The 13599-nt window shown below is 53.8% G+C and carries 14 protein-coding genes; all 14 read left to right on the top strand.

Annotated features, from left to right (window positions below):
* The first annotated feature begins 24 nt into the window (after positions 1–24).
* The 14 genes from HV237_RS25510 (at position 25) to HV237_RS25445 (ending at position 13536) form a co-directional block, all read left to right on the top strand.
* Positions 25–1599, top strand: a complete 1575-nt coding sequence (locus HV237_RS25510; protein WP_131381285.1) for a hypothetical protein — start codon at positions 25–27, stop codon at positions 1597–1599.
* 22 nt (positions 1600–1621) lie between these two features.
* Positions 1622–2518, top strand: a complete 897-nt coding sequence (locus HV237_RS25505; protein WP_045339224.1) for a DUF6651 domain-containing protein — start codon at positions 1622–1624, stop codon at positions 2516–2518.
* A 26-nt stretch (positions 2519–2544) separates the two neighbouring features.
* A complete protein-coding gene (locus HV237_RS25500) occupies positions 2545–3420 on the top strand; it encodes a major capsid protein (RefSeq protein WP_006812514.1) in 876 nt (291 codons plus the stop codon).
* A gap of 74 nt (positions 3421–3494) precedes the next feature.
* Positions 3495–4418, top strand: coding sequence for an Ig domain-containing protein (locus tag HV237_RS25495; RefSeq protein WP_131405968.1), 924 nt, complete (start codon positions 3495–3497; stop codon positions 4416–4418).
* 43 nt (positions 4419–4461) lie between these two features.
* Positions 4462–4896 (top strand): hypothetical protein, encoded by a 435-nt coding sequence (locus HV237_RS25490; protein WP_000801184.1) that lies wholly within the window; start codon positions 4462–4464, stop codon positions 4894–4896.
* Entirely contained in the window at positions 4896–5729 is an 834-nt protein-coding gene (locus tag HV237_RS25485; RefSeq protein WP_000057119.1) for a hypothetical protein, read from the top strand. The genes HV237_RS25490 and HV237_RS25485 overlap by 1 nt, the downstream gene beginning before the upstream one ends.
* Before the next feature lie 97 nt (positions 5730–5826).
* Entirely contained in the window at positions 5827–6171 is a 345-nt protein-coding gene (locus HV237_RS25480; RefSeq protein ID WP_131405967.1) for a hypothetical protein, read from the top strand.
* The gene (locus tag HV237_RS25475; protein ID WP_131405966.1) at positions 6162–6635 is read left to right on the top strand and encodes a hypothetical protein; all 474 of its coding nucleotides are present in this window, start codon (positions 6162–6164) and stop codon (positions 6633–6635) included. Before HV237_RS25480 ends, HV237_RS25475 begins: the two co-directional genes overlap by 10 nt.
* Position 6636: 1 nt before the next feature.
* Positions 6637–7020, top strand: coding sequence for a minor capsid protein (locus HV237_RS25470; RefSeq protein WP_057102242.1), 384 nt, complete (start codon positions 6637–6639; stop codon positions 7018–7020).
* Between the two features lie 74 nt (positions 7021–7094).
* Entirely contained in the window at positions 7095–7841 is a 747-nt protein-coding gene (locus HV237_RS25465) for an Ig domain-containing protein (protein ID WP_131405965.1), read from the top strand.
* A gap of 59 nt (positions 7842–7900) precedes the next feature.
* Entirely contained in the window at positions 7901–8218 is a 318-nt protein-coding gene (locus tag HV237_RS25460; RefSeq protein ID WP_000163862.1) for a hypothetical protein, read from the top strand.
* Between the two features lie 125 nt (positions 8219–8343).
* The gene (locus HV237_RS25455) at positions 8344–8568 is read left to right on the top strand and encodes a hypothetical protein (RefSeq protein ID WP_000952684.1); all 225 of its coding nucleotides are present in this window, start codon (positions 8344–8346) and stop codon (positions 8566–8568) included.
* A gap of 7 nt (positions 8569–8575) precedes the next feature.
* Positions 8576–13159, top strand: coding sequence for a tape measure protein (locus HV237_RS25450; RefSeq protein ID WP_131405964.1), 4584 nt, complete (start codon positions 8576–8578; stop codon positions 13157–13159).
* A 41-nt stretch (positions 13160–13200) separates the two neighbouring features.
* On the top strand, positions 13201–13536 hold the full coding sequence (locus HV237_RS25445) for a phage tail protein (RefSeq protein WP_000440566.1): 336 nt from the start codon (positions 13201–13203) through the stop codon (positions 13534–13536).
* Positions 13537–13599: the final 63 nt, after the last annotated feature.

Below are 13599 nucleotides of genomic sequence, written 5' to 3'. Positions count from 1 at the left end.
TACCTAAACGGAAAGGAAAAGCAAATGGAATTGACTGACAAGCAAATCAAAGACCTTGTGGCACGACGCCACCCTGAATATGAGAAGAAAAAAGAACATTGGGACTTCCTCGCCAGCACCTACGCTGGCGGGCGTGCCTGGTTCAACGACAATATCTTCCGTTACTTCAAAGAGGGCGATCAGGAGTTCAAAGAGCGCCTGGAACGCGCTTATCGCTTCAACCATACGCGCGAAGTGGTAAACCTCATCAACAAATACCTCTTCAAAGAGGTCATTCACCGCAACACTGATGAAGCACCGGAGCAGATCCGCAATTTCTGGAAGCGAGCCACGCGCCAGAACGCCTCCATCGATGCGTTTATGGCGGCTATCGATCTGCAATCATCCATTTATGGCCGTATCTGGGTTGTCGTGGACAGCACGATGAACGTCGATGTTGAGTCTGTTGCAGACGAGAAGAAAAATGATGCGCGTGCCTACGCATACTGGATTTCGCCGCAGCAGCTGCTTGATGTTGCCTGGGATGAAGACGGCAATATGTTGTGGGCGCTAATTGTTGAAATCGCGCGCGACGACGAAGATCCGTTCACTTCAACCGGACAGGAATACCAGCGTTACCGTCTGTGGACGCAAAACGAGTGGTATCTGTTCCGTGAAGAAGTGAAGAAAGGTTCCGGAAATAGCGGTCGCCGTCAGGCCAAAGTCGTTCTGGAGGATAGCGGCCAGCATAATCTGGGCGTGGTGCCGGTGTTCCCGGTGGATTGCATTGGTGAAAGCGAGTCTCCGTATTTCAGCCCGTCGTTGATTGACGATATCGCCTATCTTGATCGCGCCGTGGCCAACTACCTGTCGAACCTTGACGCGATTATTCAGGATCAGACATTCAGCCAGCTGGCGATCCCGGTTCAGTCATTGCTGCCGGGCGATGAAAACCACACCAAAGTGCTCGAAATGGGGACAAAACGCGTCTTCACCTTCGACTCTGAGAGCGGTAATCAGCCATTCTACCTGTCTCCGGACCCGAAACAGGCCCAGATGATTATCACCACGATTAAGACGGTGATTAACGAGATCTACCATTCCGTTGGCGTGGCAGGTGAGCGAACCAAGCAGGATAACGCACAGGGCATCGATAACTCTTCGGGCGCAGCGAAGATGTACGACTTCCAGCGCGTTAACAGTCTGCTGGTGACGAAAGCAGAACGTCTCGAAAGGGCAGAGCGCCAGATGATGCAACTGGCAGCGAAATGGATGGGTGTCGAACTGGATGAAGACCACTCTCTGATCGCATACCCGGAAAGTTTCGACATTCGCGGTCTGACTGACGAGTTTGCCGTTGCCGAGAAACTGTCGCTGCTTCAGGCGCCTGATTCTGTTCGTCGTCATCAGATGGAAATGCTCATCGAGAAGGTCTTCCCGAACATTTCCGATGCGATGCAGAAGGAATTTCAAAAAGATCTCTTGAAATTTCCTCCAAAAAATGATCTTAACACCCTTGAAAATAAGTCAGTACTTACTTATGATCAAGATACAGCCCAAGAAAGCGGGCATGATCAACCCCGAGGGAATGGGGACTCATCTACTCAAGAGACCGAGTGATAAGTAACGAAAAGGAATTTCTATGAATCTGTGGCAAATGCTTATGGCCCGTCGTGGCCTGATGGATGTAGCTGAAGCGCATGAGCGCGGAGGCGCTGGTGGCGGTGCTCCTGCTGGAGACAATGAGCAGGGCAATCAAGACCCAGGCAAACAGGGCGAGCAAAAAGAGCAACCGAAGGGTGACGACGACGAGTATGCCGGTATGACTCAGGAAGAGTTGCTGGCAGAACTGCGTAAGTCCAAGAAAGCCGGTGCTGACCTGCTGAAAGAGAACATGAAGCGCAAGGAGAAAGAGCGCACATTGGCCGATCAGCTGGCTCAGTACGGTGATATTGACCCGGCGCGTGCTCGCCAGCTTCTCGAAGCTGAACAAGCCGCAGAAACCGCACGTCGGGAGGCGGAGCAGGCTGAACTGGAACGCCGTGGTGAGTTCGATGCTGTGAAAAAGCAGATGATCGAAGCGCACCAGGCTGAACTGGCACAGCGCGACGAACGCTACTCCGCTCTGGAGAGCGAGAACGCCGCACTGAAGGCCCAACTGGTCGAAATGACTGTTGGCGCTTCCTTCAGCGGCTCTGCCTTCCTGCGTGACAAAGTTCTGATGACTCCGGCTAAGGCTCGCGTTATCTACGGCTCTCATTTCGAAGTGGGTGAAGACGGTAGTGTTGTGGGCTTTGATAAGCCAGCCGGTCAGAAAGAACGTGCAGTTCTGGTTGACGGTGAAGGCAAACCGTTACCGTTCGAATCCGCGATTGAGCGCATTCTGCGTGCAGATCCGGAAGCTGACGCACTGTTGCGCAGCGAAGCCAAGCAGGGTGCTGGTTCCAATAGCAAACCGACCCACAAAGTAAACCAGCCGAAGAGCAAGTCGACTATGGATAAGTTGACCTCCGGTCTGGGGAAAATCGGACTCAAGTAACATCTTAAATCATAGGGAAATGAAAGATGCCATTACTGCGTGATGAAGCTGAAAAGCTGTCTAACAACGAACTTGAGCAGGGTGTGATCGAGACCATCATCGATCGCGATGACCTGTTCGCTGTTCTGCCTTTCATGAAGATTAATTCTAAGGCATACCTCTACAACCGCGAAGCTACCCTGAGCGAAGCAACCTTCATTGATGTGAACGACACCATCACCGAAGGCGCTGCAACCTTCACCGAACACGTTGCGAAGCTGCGTATCCTGGCAGGCGACGTAGACGTCGACAAATTCCTGGCGACCACTATGTCCGACACCAACAACCAGCTGGCAATCCAGGTTCGTCAGAAGGTGAAAGGTCTGGCTCGCGCATTCCGCCGCAACCTGATTCTGGGCGACTCCAGCACCAACAACAAAGCGTTCGACGGTATTCCGAAGCTGATGCACGACGATCAGAAGATCGACATCGAAGGCGCTTCCATGACCTTCTCCATGTTCGACGAGCTGGTCGACGCGGTGAAAGATCTGGGCGCAGACTGCATCATGATGCGTTCCGAGCACCTGCGTGCTTATCGCGCTCTGCTGCGTACCGTTAGCCTCGGCCCGTCCGAAATCATGATGGAAAACTTCGGTCGTCCGATGCTGTGCCACAACGGTGTACCGTTCATCGTGAACGACTTCATCCCGACTGATTCTGGCAAAGCAAGCATCTACTGCCTGCACCTGTCCGAAGAGAACGGTGTGACTGGTCTGTATGGCGGTGAAAACGCCGGTATCGTTGTTGAGAACATCGGTACTGTTCAGAACAAAGACGCAACCCGTACCCGCGTTAAGTGGTACTGCTCTCTGGCGAACAAGCACGACAAGGCTATCGCCGCGCTGACCAACGTAAAAATTTGATCAGTATAGTAGGTAAGTAATTATCTACTATTTAGGGGTGGGCTATACGCCCACCCTTTTTGTAGGAGCGAGAAATGCCAGAACAAAAGATGAAGATCACGGAAGAGGCGTTTGCGGATTTCACGGGGCATATGTGCCGGGCCGAATTCACCAATTCCATCTCCAACGAGCCTCTGAGCGAGCGCCAGCAGAATCATCTTGCGGCTTGCTTCCGGGCAATTCCGTTCACTCAGTCTGTCACCATTACACCGGCTGCGCCGTCCGTATTGGTGGGTAAAACCGTTCAACTTAGTGCAGGTATCACCATGAGCAAAAGCGCAGATTCATTCACCTGGACGTCGGCCAATGACCAGGTCGCCACAGTCAGCGGTACGGGTCTGGTTACTGGCGTGACTCCGGGAAAAGTGAAGATCACCGCCACCGATAAGCAGACTCAGCTTTCTGCGTCAGTCGAAGTGACCGTTAAGCCTGTCAGCGTGGAGTCCGTTACGGTAACGCCAGACTCTACCTCTGTTGAGAAGGGGAAATCGGTCAAGTTGCGCGTTGATGTACAACCGTCAAACGCAACCAATAAAAGAGTCACCTGGACTTCCAAAAATAGCGACAAAGCGACCGTTGACCAGAACGGTAACGTAGCTGGCGTAGCCGTTGGTACGGCAACCATTGAAGTGGTTTCGCAGGATGGCAGCCATAAAGCTACTGCTACGGTTGAAGTCACTGAGCCTGTCGTTGCTGTTACTGGCGTCTCTGTCGATCCGAGCACCACCAGCGTTGAAGCCAACAAAACGGTACAGCTGACCGCGAACATCGAACCGGCTGGCGCAACCAATAAGCGCGTAACCTGGGCGTCAAAAAATGCCGAGTTCGCGACGGTTGATAGCGCAACTGGACTTGTGACCGGTGTGGCTGCAGGTACTGCCACTATCGAAGTCACCACGGAAGACGGTAGCCACAAAGCCACTGCGACCGTTGAAGTGACCGCAGCACCGGCTGCGTAACCAACACATGGGCGGCGATGCCGCCCATTAAGTGAGAAGAAGAATGAAACCAGCAAAAATTCGTTTATTGGAGCCTCAATTTTTGGGGTACACGGGCATTCTCTGCGGTATCCAGTTTGTCGACGGCATCTCGGTTGCCGAACTGCCATTCATCGATCAGCAGCGGATTTGTGCCTCCATGCGTGCCACTACCGTTGAAGGCAAAAATGTATCTCCTTCTGCCGCGTACAGCAGCCGCAATGATTTAACTGCGGACGACATTGTCGAGACGGCGGCCCCGGATATTGTGCCAATGAAACGTGGTACGGCTGAAGTGGAAGCCAAACCGGTACAGCGCTTTACTCGTGAAGAGCTGGAGTCGATTGCGGACTGTGAAGGTATTGCTGGTCTGCGTCAGATCGGCAACCAGATTGGCGTGAAAGCCAAAGGTATCGTTGAAATGATCGAAGGCATCCTGAAAGCACAGGGCGGTGAGTAATGGCGCAGATCGACACGTACCGTAGCGGGGAAGCAGTTTCCCTGTCGTTTGCATTTAACGTTCTGGATATTGAGTCGGCCACGTATACCGTCAGAGATGGCGCAGGTGCGATCATCGTCGATAACGAACCTCTCGATATTACTGAGGGGCAGATGTCCATTCCGGTTGTCGTGTCGGCCGAACACAACCTTCTTTCAGATAAAGAGCGCGATCTGCGACACGTCATTGTCAAAGCGGTGGCATCCGGGCTGACGCATGAAGAGCGCAAGATGTACGTTCTGCTGAATAGCTTCGAGCTGTCAATTCCAGGCCAGTCATTCGCAACGGTCGCAGACGCCCAGATGCAAGCTATCGATATGCTGAACGGCGACACTCTGTTAGCTGATGGCGAAGGGCTGATGCGCAAACGTCTCATTGAGGCCACCAGACGCGTCAAAACGCTGCCGTTCTCAATCCGCAAAGTCCTGCGTATCGACTTCGACCGGTACGATCGCCCGCAAAACATGCTGAACGTCTATGACATTCCGTGGGGCGCTGACGGGGCATATCGTCACGATCTGATCGATTGGGAGCAGATGACGCCTGAGAAATTCGACGAGTTCCCGGACTACTTCAAACAGGCATTAATGCTGGCCGTGGTTAATGAAGCCTGCGAAATCGCTAACGGTAATGACGTAGCGGCAGCCCGCGAGGACGGCATTCTGTCTGAGTCCATTGGTGAAACGACCAATATGTACCGCACCGGCAAAGCGGCAAATGTGCATGTGGCTCGCAGTACCTGGCGACTGCTGGTCAGTTACATCAATAACCGCATGATTGTTCGCCGTGCGTAACGCCAGTCGCATTATTTACTTCTGGTCGAAAGGCTCAAGACGAGCAATCGCGCCTTCGCCTGGTAATGAGTGCGGCTGCCAACCACAGGGAGAGTGCATGAACATTTCATGGCAAGCAGAGATAGCGATTTACCGTCTGGGTTCGAAGAACGTCTACGGTGAAGCGCAATTGCAGTTCGTCAGGAAGACGAACGTCGGCGTCGTTAAGTTTGAGCAAAGTAACGAGAAATCATCGGTACGTGCGGACAGCTCCGGCAGTCGCGGTAAAGCGGATCTGGAATTGTTCGATGCTGTTCTGGTGATCCCACTTGAGGCCGCAGTACAGCTTGATGACGTTCTCATTCTGGAGGGGCAAAAGCTGAAGGTATCCAGCGTGCATCGTCGCTGGGGACTGCGTGGGTGCCCAGGGCATCTGGAAGTAGGGGCAAACATATGGGTCTGAAGTACGACGCGCATCAGTTTAAGCGTGCTGGCGACAGGCTCAATAACAGCCAGAAAGCCTTTAAGCGTTATCTCATCCGTGACATGGAGAAGCTGGCGCGTCTGGTTGAGCGTCTTGCGCGGGCAATGGCCCCGCTGGAGACTGGCTCACTCGAAAGCGCGATCTTCGCGAGAGTGGTCAAAGAAGGTTATACCGGGCTTCGTATTGAGTTATCGGTATTTGGAGCCAAACCACGCGAAGGGCATCCGGGCGTTGAGGTTGGCGATTATGCGGAGTACATGGAGTTGGGCAAGTATCGTCTCGGCTATCTCTCTCGCATGAAGAGCGTCACCAACCCGCCAGTCGCTGGTGTGAAGCCACGAGTTGGGCCTTTGTTCCTTGAGAGAGCCGTACAGATCAGTGAAAAACAGTTCACTCAGACGATAGCAGAAGCGGCAAGGAAAGCAGGTTTTACGAGAGGTTGATGTGTTTATTGAAGCATTTGCGAGCCTGATGCAGAAGGCGAAGATCGGTACAGTCGGCGCTGACATTTTCTGTCACTACATGCCAGCCAATGTGAAGTCCGGTGTTCTGTTGGTTAATCCCAATACGGGGATCGCTATTGACCATGAGTTGAAAGGCTTTTATCACGACTCTTTCACCGTCATCGTGCGTAATGCGACGATCACAAAGGCGGTGGCGAAAGCCAATAAGATCATGGATATGTTCCCGGTCGAAGAAACCGTGTCAGAGGGCGTTTACTTCCGGTTGGTTCGGCCAATGTCTATGCCGATCACTTATCCCAAAAACGAAGGCTCATTAATTGAAGCGGGTATCCCGATTGAATTTGCGGGCTATTTGTTGAATTAATAAAATAAGTAAGTATATACTTACCATTAGCGCCATGAAGGTGCTGATTTAACGGAAAAAGGAGTTTTCCAACAATGTCCAATACCCATGTAAAAAACATCAAACTTGGCGCCTGCAAAGTGTCGTTTGGTGGCGTTGATCTGGGTTACACCAAAGGCGGTGTTCAGGTTGAGGTTGCGACCGAAACTCTGAAAGTCACCGTAGACCAGCTGGGGCAGACCACCATCTCCGAGCTGGTGCAGGGTCGTAACATCACTATCACTGCGCCGCTGGCCGAGTCTGTGTTGCAGAATATGGTCGATCTGATGCCGGGATCTACCCTGAGCGAAGAAGATAACGCTGTGACCATCACTTCCGCACAGGGCATCAACCTGATCGACGTAGCCAAAGAGCTGGTTCTGACCCCGCAGGATACCACCGACTACGTTCTGACCATCCCGAAAGCTGCGACCGCAGGTAACTTCACCATGACCTACCAGTCTGATGATGTTCGCGTGTTCTCCGTTCAGTTCACCGCTTACCCGGATGACGACGGCGTGCTGGGGAAAATGAGCGGCCCAAAGCCGGTTAAAACCGTCTCTATCTCTCCGGAATCTCCGGAAGTTAAAGCCGGTGAGACCGTGCAGCTGACTGCCCAGATCACCCCTGCAGATGCCGGCGATAAAACCGGTGTGTGGGAATCCGACAATCAGGAGAAAGCAACCGTTGACCAGACTGGTCTGGTTCGCGGAGTAGCTGAAGGTTCGGCAAATATCTCCTTTACCAGCAATAGCGGCGGCAAGAAAGCGACCAAAGCAGTAACGGTTAATTCTGCCGAATAATCGCGACGTAACTAAGCAGAGGCTCAGGAAGAGCCTCTCTTTTAAAAGGACTTTAACCAATGACCAAATTACTCGATCTCGACTCCATTCTGCCTCCGAAGAAAAGCATCAAGTTCGGCGGTCAGGAATACCCCATCGTTGAAATGACTGTTGGCCTGTTCGTCTCCATCAAGCAGATGGAAGGCAAAGACCTTCAGAACATGTCGCCTGTTGAGCAGGTAACTGCTTACGCCGACCTGGTTCGCAAGGTCATCCCATCCGTGCCGGACGCTGTACTGGAAAAACTGACTGTTCCGCAGCTCCAGCAGATCTTCACCTTCGCTATGGAAGTGATTGATGAAGAGAACGAAAAAGCGGCTGGTGAAGGGGCAAAGTAATTTCCCGCGATGAATCCGGGGTAAAGACCGTATCGATAGATCTCGGATTCTATTTCAGTCGTGTAGTTGCTCACTACGCCGTGTCGCCATTAGAGCTGCTGGGCGTCCCTCTAACGATGTTCTGGATGCTCAGTCGCAACATCGACCGTCTGCGCGCGGAAGAGGATGTCCGCAACCTGCAAGTCGCTCGCGCTGCCCAGGCAGATGGCGAGGGCGTGAAGGCGTTCATGGAGGGTTTGCAACTCAGGATTGGAAGACCAGTCGTAACCGATAAAGTCTACGATCCACGCAAGGATAAGGCAGACCCTGACGCCAAAGAGCAACTGATGCAAATTTTTGGCAGAGGATGACAAGGGAATGTCACAAAACGTAGAGTTTATCCTGTCGCTGGAAGACAAGCAGTTTACAGCGTCAATCGACCGGGCGGGTAAGCTACTTACCAGATTCGGGGAGCAGGCCACAAAGCCCGCTCAGAAAATTAACAATCTGGAACGCTCGTTGGGTTCGGTCTCCCGCATCATCGGCGTTCTGGAGTCCAAGCTCGATGCCACGGCAGACAAACTACAGGATGTAGCTGCCGGCTTCGAGCTTGTGTCTGATGTTTCGCGCAAGACGCGAGGCAACATTACCAGCCTCAACTCAGGTCTCAAAACCCTGATTGAGCGCGTCGACACAACCACCTCATCCGTTAATAAACTCACCACATCGCTGCGCAAGGTTCAGTCTGAACTCAACGAGTTTTCCGATTGGGCAACGTTCGCTGGCAAGAGCGCCAGCCGCTTCGGTACGGAAGTAAAAGAAGCCTCTTCATCCGTGAGTGGCATGAATACGCGCCTTAACACCACGACGAAGCGTCTCAGTAATTGGGGCGTCACAACGAGCCAGGCTGCCGAGGGGCTGAAGAAAGTCCGCGATCAGATGGATGCCGTGATTGGCCGCCAGCAACTGATCAGCAAGCCGGTACGTGTGCGCACCAGCGGCTACGGTGAGGGCGGTGGTAATGGTGGCGGTGGTCGACGTGGCGGTACAAATGGCCACGGCGGGCGCGGTGCTGAAAATGGCATGTTCTCTGGTCTGCGCGGCAATATTTTCCTGCTGGGCGAGATTGGTGATGCGGCAAGAACGGTAACTGACATCCTGTTTGGCTGGCAGAAGCCAATCGTCGAAGCCGCCTCCGAAATGGAGCGTATGCGCGTCATGTTGCGCGGGCTGAACAAGGACAAGGCCAACCCTGGTAAAGCAGCCGCAGAGGATATGCAGTACATCGTGGATATGGCGCAAAACGCCCCGTTTGCGATGCAGGCGCTGACCGATTCCTTCGTTAAATTCCGCTCGGCAGGTCTCGATCCTACTGACGGATCGCTGAAAGCACTGGTGGACTCCGTTGCACGCTTCGGCGGCGATAGCGAGCTGCTTAAACGTGCTGCCGTGGCTGTCCAGCAGATGTCCGGTAAGGGCGTCGTGTCGATGGAAGAACTGCGTCAGCAATTAGGTGAAGCCGTTCCTAACGCGATGAAGGCGATGGCAGACGCTGCCGGTATCACTATGGGGGAACTGACCAAAGCAGTCTCCACCGGTACTGTGGAAGCGAAACAGGCGCTATCGCTGATGTTCGTTGGTCTGCGTGCGGAGAACGAAAACGCCGCCAAAGACATGATGCAAACCTACACTGGTGCGCTGGCGCAATTGCAAACCTCCTTTACGCTGTTTGCCGATCGTGTCGGTCAGGCGGGCTATCTGGATTCTCTCTCAAAGGGGATGAAAGAGCTGGCCTCCATCATGAATAGCGCAGAGGGCATTTCGTTCGCTAACTCGCTGGGTTCCGGACTTACCACCGCAATCGACAGCTTACGTGAGCTGGCGCAGTGGCTGGCGAAAAACCAGGAGTTGATTGTCAACCTGGGCAAAGTAGTGGCCGCTATGGTGGCGTTCAAACTGATGCGTGCGGGCATCATGGGCGTGATTGGCACTGCCGGGCAGATGGTTAACACGTTTGCGACGATGTCGACTGTCATCCAGGCGCCGTTCAATCTGGGCGCGACAGCTGTCACCCGCTTTAATCGTGCGGCTCGTATGGGTCTGGCTCCAATCCCATCGCTGATCTTCGCTATCCGTGGCGCGATCACGGGGTTACAGGGGGCATTCGCTGGGCTAACTGCGTTCATCGCAGCAAACCCCATTGGTGCAGCGTTCACCGTCGCTACCGTGGCTGTAGCCGGTCTTATCACGTATATGACCATGCTCCGCAGCGAAACGTCAAAAGTCGTTGACGAGATCCGCAAAATCCCGGAAGCGATGACGGCGGCCAAACGTGCGCAGATGGCAGAGCGTGCGGAAAAGCTCGAAAAAGAGATCATCGCAGACCAGCGAGCGCTCAAAACAGGCGAAAGCGTGAGCTATGTGTCCAACTCTGTTGGCGCTGTCACTCACAAAGAGTCAAAAGCCGATATCGAGGCTCGCCTGAAGAAGAATCAGGAAGAGTACCAGAAGATTACCGGCACCATTGCGCTGGGTGACGGGGCTGTAGCCAAACGTCTGGCTAAAGAGGCAGCAGAATCCCAGATTGAGAAAATCCGGGCCGACAATCAGGTCTTCTCTGCGACATTTGTGAAAGCACGTCAGGAGGCTCTGGACAAGATCCAGAAAATCAATGACGACAAATCACTGTCTGACGATGAGAAGAACAAACTTCTCGCACCGCTCCGTGAAACGGTGAACAAGTCATACCTGGAACCGGCGCAAAAACTGGTCGATTCACTGTCCTCCCGTAAAAACGCGACCGAGAAGCAGATTGCCCACTACAACGATCTGCTCGAAAAAGCGAAGAAAGAGGGCAATACCGAGCAGATTCAGAAGCTACAAGGCAGTATTCGAGGCTATCAGGAGCATCTGGAAGCTGTCGCTCAGGAGTTGACTCAGGCCGAGTTTGAGCGTGATAACGCTGCCAAAACTGGTAAGGGTGTCATGTCCAACCAGGGAACCGTTTTGGGGCTTGGTACGAGCGACAAGGCGGCCCAGAAAGCTCTGGCGCAGTACATGCGCAACCAGATGGACTCCGCAACCTATCAGCGCACGTTGCCAGACGGTACGGCGATGCTGGACTTCGAAGGTAAGCCGATCATTGGGCCGAAGCAGCTCAAAACCCAACTGAACCTGCAGAAAGCCTCCAGCGCCAGCTCTCTGGAGAAAATGAGCGACGAGGAACGTGCAGCAGCGATCGCCGCACTAACCAAAGCGCGTGAGCAGGACGCCGCAGCTGCGGAAAAAGCCGGGCAGCGTACTGCCAATGCTTCTCAGCGTGCCGCACGGAAGGAAGAAAATGCGCAGCGTAAGCTGGCGGCCGGCTACCAGAAAGCGCTGGATAAAGCCGATCAGCTTATGGGGCAGATGGGTGAAAGCTCTAAAGCGACCGTGTCGTTTGACCAGTCTCTACGCGATACCACCAAATCGCTGACCGAACTGGCCAACGCCGTACCGAATGAGTTCATCACTCAGGAGATGATCGACAAAGCCAAGTCACGCCTGGCTGACCTGGCTAACGCGAGCGACGACTATCGCGAGATGTTCAACCGCCGCAACGTCGAGCAGATGATCTCCACCTGGGCGCCGGAATCCGATTCCATCATCAGCGCGGGTTACAAGCCGTCTCGTGAAGAGAAGGTGGCCGATTTCAACGACACCTACAACCGTAACCTGAAAGCGTTGATGGATCTGCGTGACCAGGCTTCTGATCCGAAAATCGTGGCGCTTTACACCAAGCAGATTAACCAGCTGGTGGCGGCAGGCAACACCGCTCTCATCAAAGAGACGGGTACGGCGACACAGAAGCTGGCGCTTGAGTACGAGAATCTGGCCGATCAGCTGGAAAACAGCTGGAGCAACCTGTTCAGCAACATGACGGATACGCTGACCGACTTCGTCATGAAGGGGAAAATGGACTTCTCCAGCCTGGCAGAATCCATCCTCCGCGACATCACCAACATGGTTGTGAAGACGCAGATCACCCTGCCTCTCATGAACATGCTGGGGATGGGAACGACGGCAGCGGGCAGCTCTCAGAGCGGCAATCTGCTTTCTGGTGTCGCATCAGCGGTTGCCAACCAGGGCGTCCGGATGAATGCGGTCAACGGCGATAAGAGCGTGGGTGAGGCGACGAAAGAGACCTCCAGCTCGGTCTCCGGTCTGGGGCAGACCACTCAGCAGACGACCAGCGCGATTGGCTCTGCAACCAACGCGATCGGCAGCTGGGTGAATGGACTGTTCACCAGTACTGAAGCCAAAGACGCGGAAACCAAAGCGGTGAAGACATCCATCTTCTCCATGCAGAACCTTAGCTCTGTCACGGGGGCGCTTTCTGCCGCGTTTGCCATGCTGGGAGCAAACATGTCCGGCTCTGGCAATAAGTGGTTGAGCTTCGGCGCTACCATTGCCTCTGGGCTGGTGTCTGCCTGGGCTGGTGGTGGCTTCGACAACATCGGATCGGGTTCCTCCGGCTCTAACTCCGGGTTCAACAATCTCACCGGATCGGCATCTGATGGTACTGGCGGCATCCCGGCAATTCCGAAGTTCGCCAAAGGCGGCATTTTCGGGAAAGACGGCGTGGTTCCGCTGCGTGCGTACCAGAAAGGTGGCATCGCTGACTCTCCACAGCTGGCGCTGTTTGGTGAAGGGGATATGAACGAAGCCTACGTTCCGCTTCCGGATGGGCGTTCCATCCCGGTTACGCTCAACGCAGAGGGTGTTAAAGGCGGCGGTGGCGGCGTTTTCTCACCTGTCAGCATTGAGATCAACGTCAACAGCGACGGCAGTGTTTCGGAGAACAGCAATTCCGAAGGCGCATGGAGTCAGGCAGCGCAGCGCATGAAGGCGATCGCGCTTGAAACCATCGCTCAGGAGAAGCGGCCAGGCGGTTCGCTCAACCCTAACTCTCAACGTAACTAACCACGGCTGCCCCGGAAGGGGCAGCCTCACAAGGATGTGAGATGGAAAGACTGACTTTTAACTGGTATCCCGACTACGAGTCGGAAAAGACCGTGAAGCCTAACGTGACGGTGCTGAATTTCGGTGACGATTACGAACAGCGCCAGGCCAAAGGTCTCAATCGCATTAAAGAAGAGTGGAGCCTGACATTTACGCGCTCTTACGACGTTATTAATGCCGTCGATGACTTTTTGACGGCACGCGCGGCCGTTGAGTCGTTCTACTGGACGAACCCTCGTGGCAAAAAGATGGTTGTGGTGTGCGACAGCCATACTGTGAAGCGTTACCAGGGCTATCTCGTTCTCACTGCGACCTTCCGACAAATTTATGAAGGATAATTCAACCCACTAGATAAGTAAGCACTTATTTACTATTATCTATAGGCGCTGACAGGATGTTGG

This window comes from Citrobacter sp. RHBSTW-00570 (assembly GCF_013739755.1).
GTDB lineage: Bacteria > Pseudomonadota > Gammaproteobacteria > Enterobacterales > Enterobacteriaceae > Citrobacter > Citrobacter braakii.
Note: the sequence above shows the minus strand (reverse complement) of the source record. Positions and strands in the feature narration are given on the sequence as shown.

What these genes read in the sequence shown, in the direction of transcription:
- HV237_RS25510 (WP_131381285.1), top strand. Translation starts at nt 25, where the DNA reads ATGGAATTGACTGACAAGCAAATCAAAGACCTTGTGGCACGACGCCAC.
- HV237_RS25505 (WP_045339224.1), top strand. Translation starts at nt 1,622, where the DNA reads ATGAATCTGTGGCAAATGCTTATGGCCCGTCGTGGCCTGATGGATGTA.
- HV237_RS25500 (WP_006812514.1), top strand. Translation starts at nt 2,545, where the DNA reads ATGCCATTACTGCGTGATGAAGCTGAAAAGCTGTCTAACAACGAACTT.
- HV237_RS25495 (WP_131405968.1), top strand. Translation starts at nt 3,495, where the DNA reads ATGCCAGAACAAAAGATGAAGATCACGGAAGAGGCGTTTGCGGATTTC.
- HV237_RS25490 (WP_000801184.1), top strand. Translation starts at nt 4,462, where the DNA reads ATGAAACCAGCAAAAATTCGTTTATTGGAGCCTCAATTTTTGGGGTAC.
- HV237_RS25485 (WP_000057119.1), top strand. Translation starts at nt 4,896, where the DNA reads ATGGCGCAGATCGACACGTACCGTAGCGGGGAAGCAGTTTCCCTGTCG.
- HV237_RS25480 (WP_131405967.1), top strand. Translation starts at nt 5,827, where the DNA reads ATGAACATTTCATGGCAAGCAGAGATAGCGATTTACCGTCTGGGTTCG.
- HV237_RS25475 (WP_131405966.1), top strand. Translation starts at nt 6,162, where the DNA reads ATGGGTCTGAAGTACGACGCGCATCAGTTTAAGCGTGCTGGCGACAGG.
- HV237_RS25465 (WP_131405965.1), top strand. Translation starts at nt 7,095, where the DNA reads ATGTCCAATACCCATGTAAAAAACATCAAACTTGGCGCCTGCAAAGTG.
- HV237_RS25460 (WP_000163862.1), top strand. Translation starts at nt 7,901, where the DNA reads ATGACCAAATTACTCGATCTCGACTCCATTCTGCCTCCGAAGAAAAGC.
- HV237_RS25455 (WP_000952684.1), top strand. Translation starts at nt 8,344, where the DNA reads ATGCTCAGTCGCAACATCGACCGTCTGCGCGCGGAAGAGGATGTCCGC.
- HV237_RS25450 (WP_131405964.1), top strand. Translation starts at nt 8,576, where the DNA reads ATGTCACAAAACGTAGAGTTTATCCTGTCGCTGGAAGACAAGCAGTTT.
- HV237_RS25445 (WP_000440566.1), top strand. Translation starts at nt 13,201, where the DNA reads ATGGAAAGACTGACTTTTAACTGGTATCCCGACTACGAGTCGGAAAAG.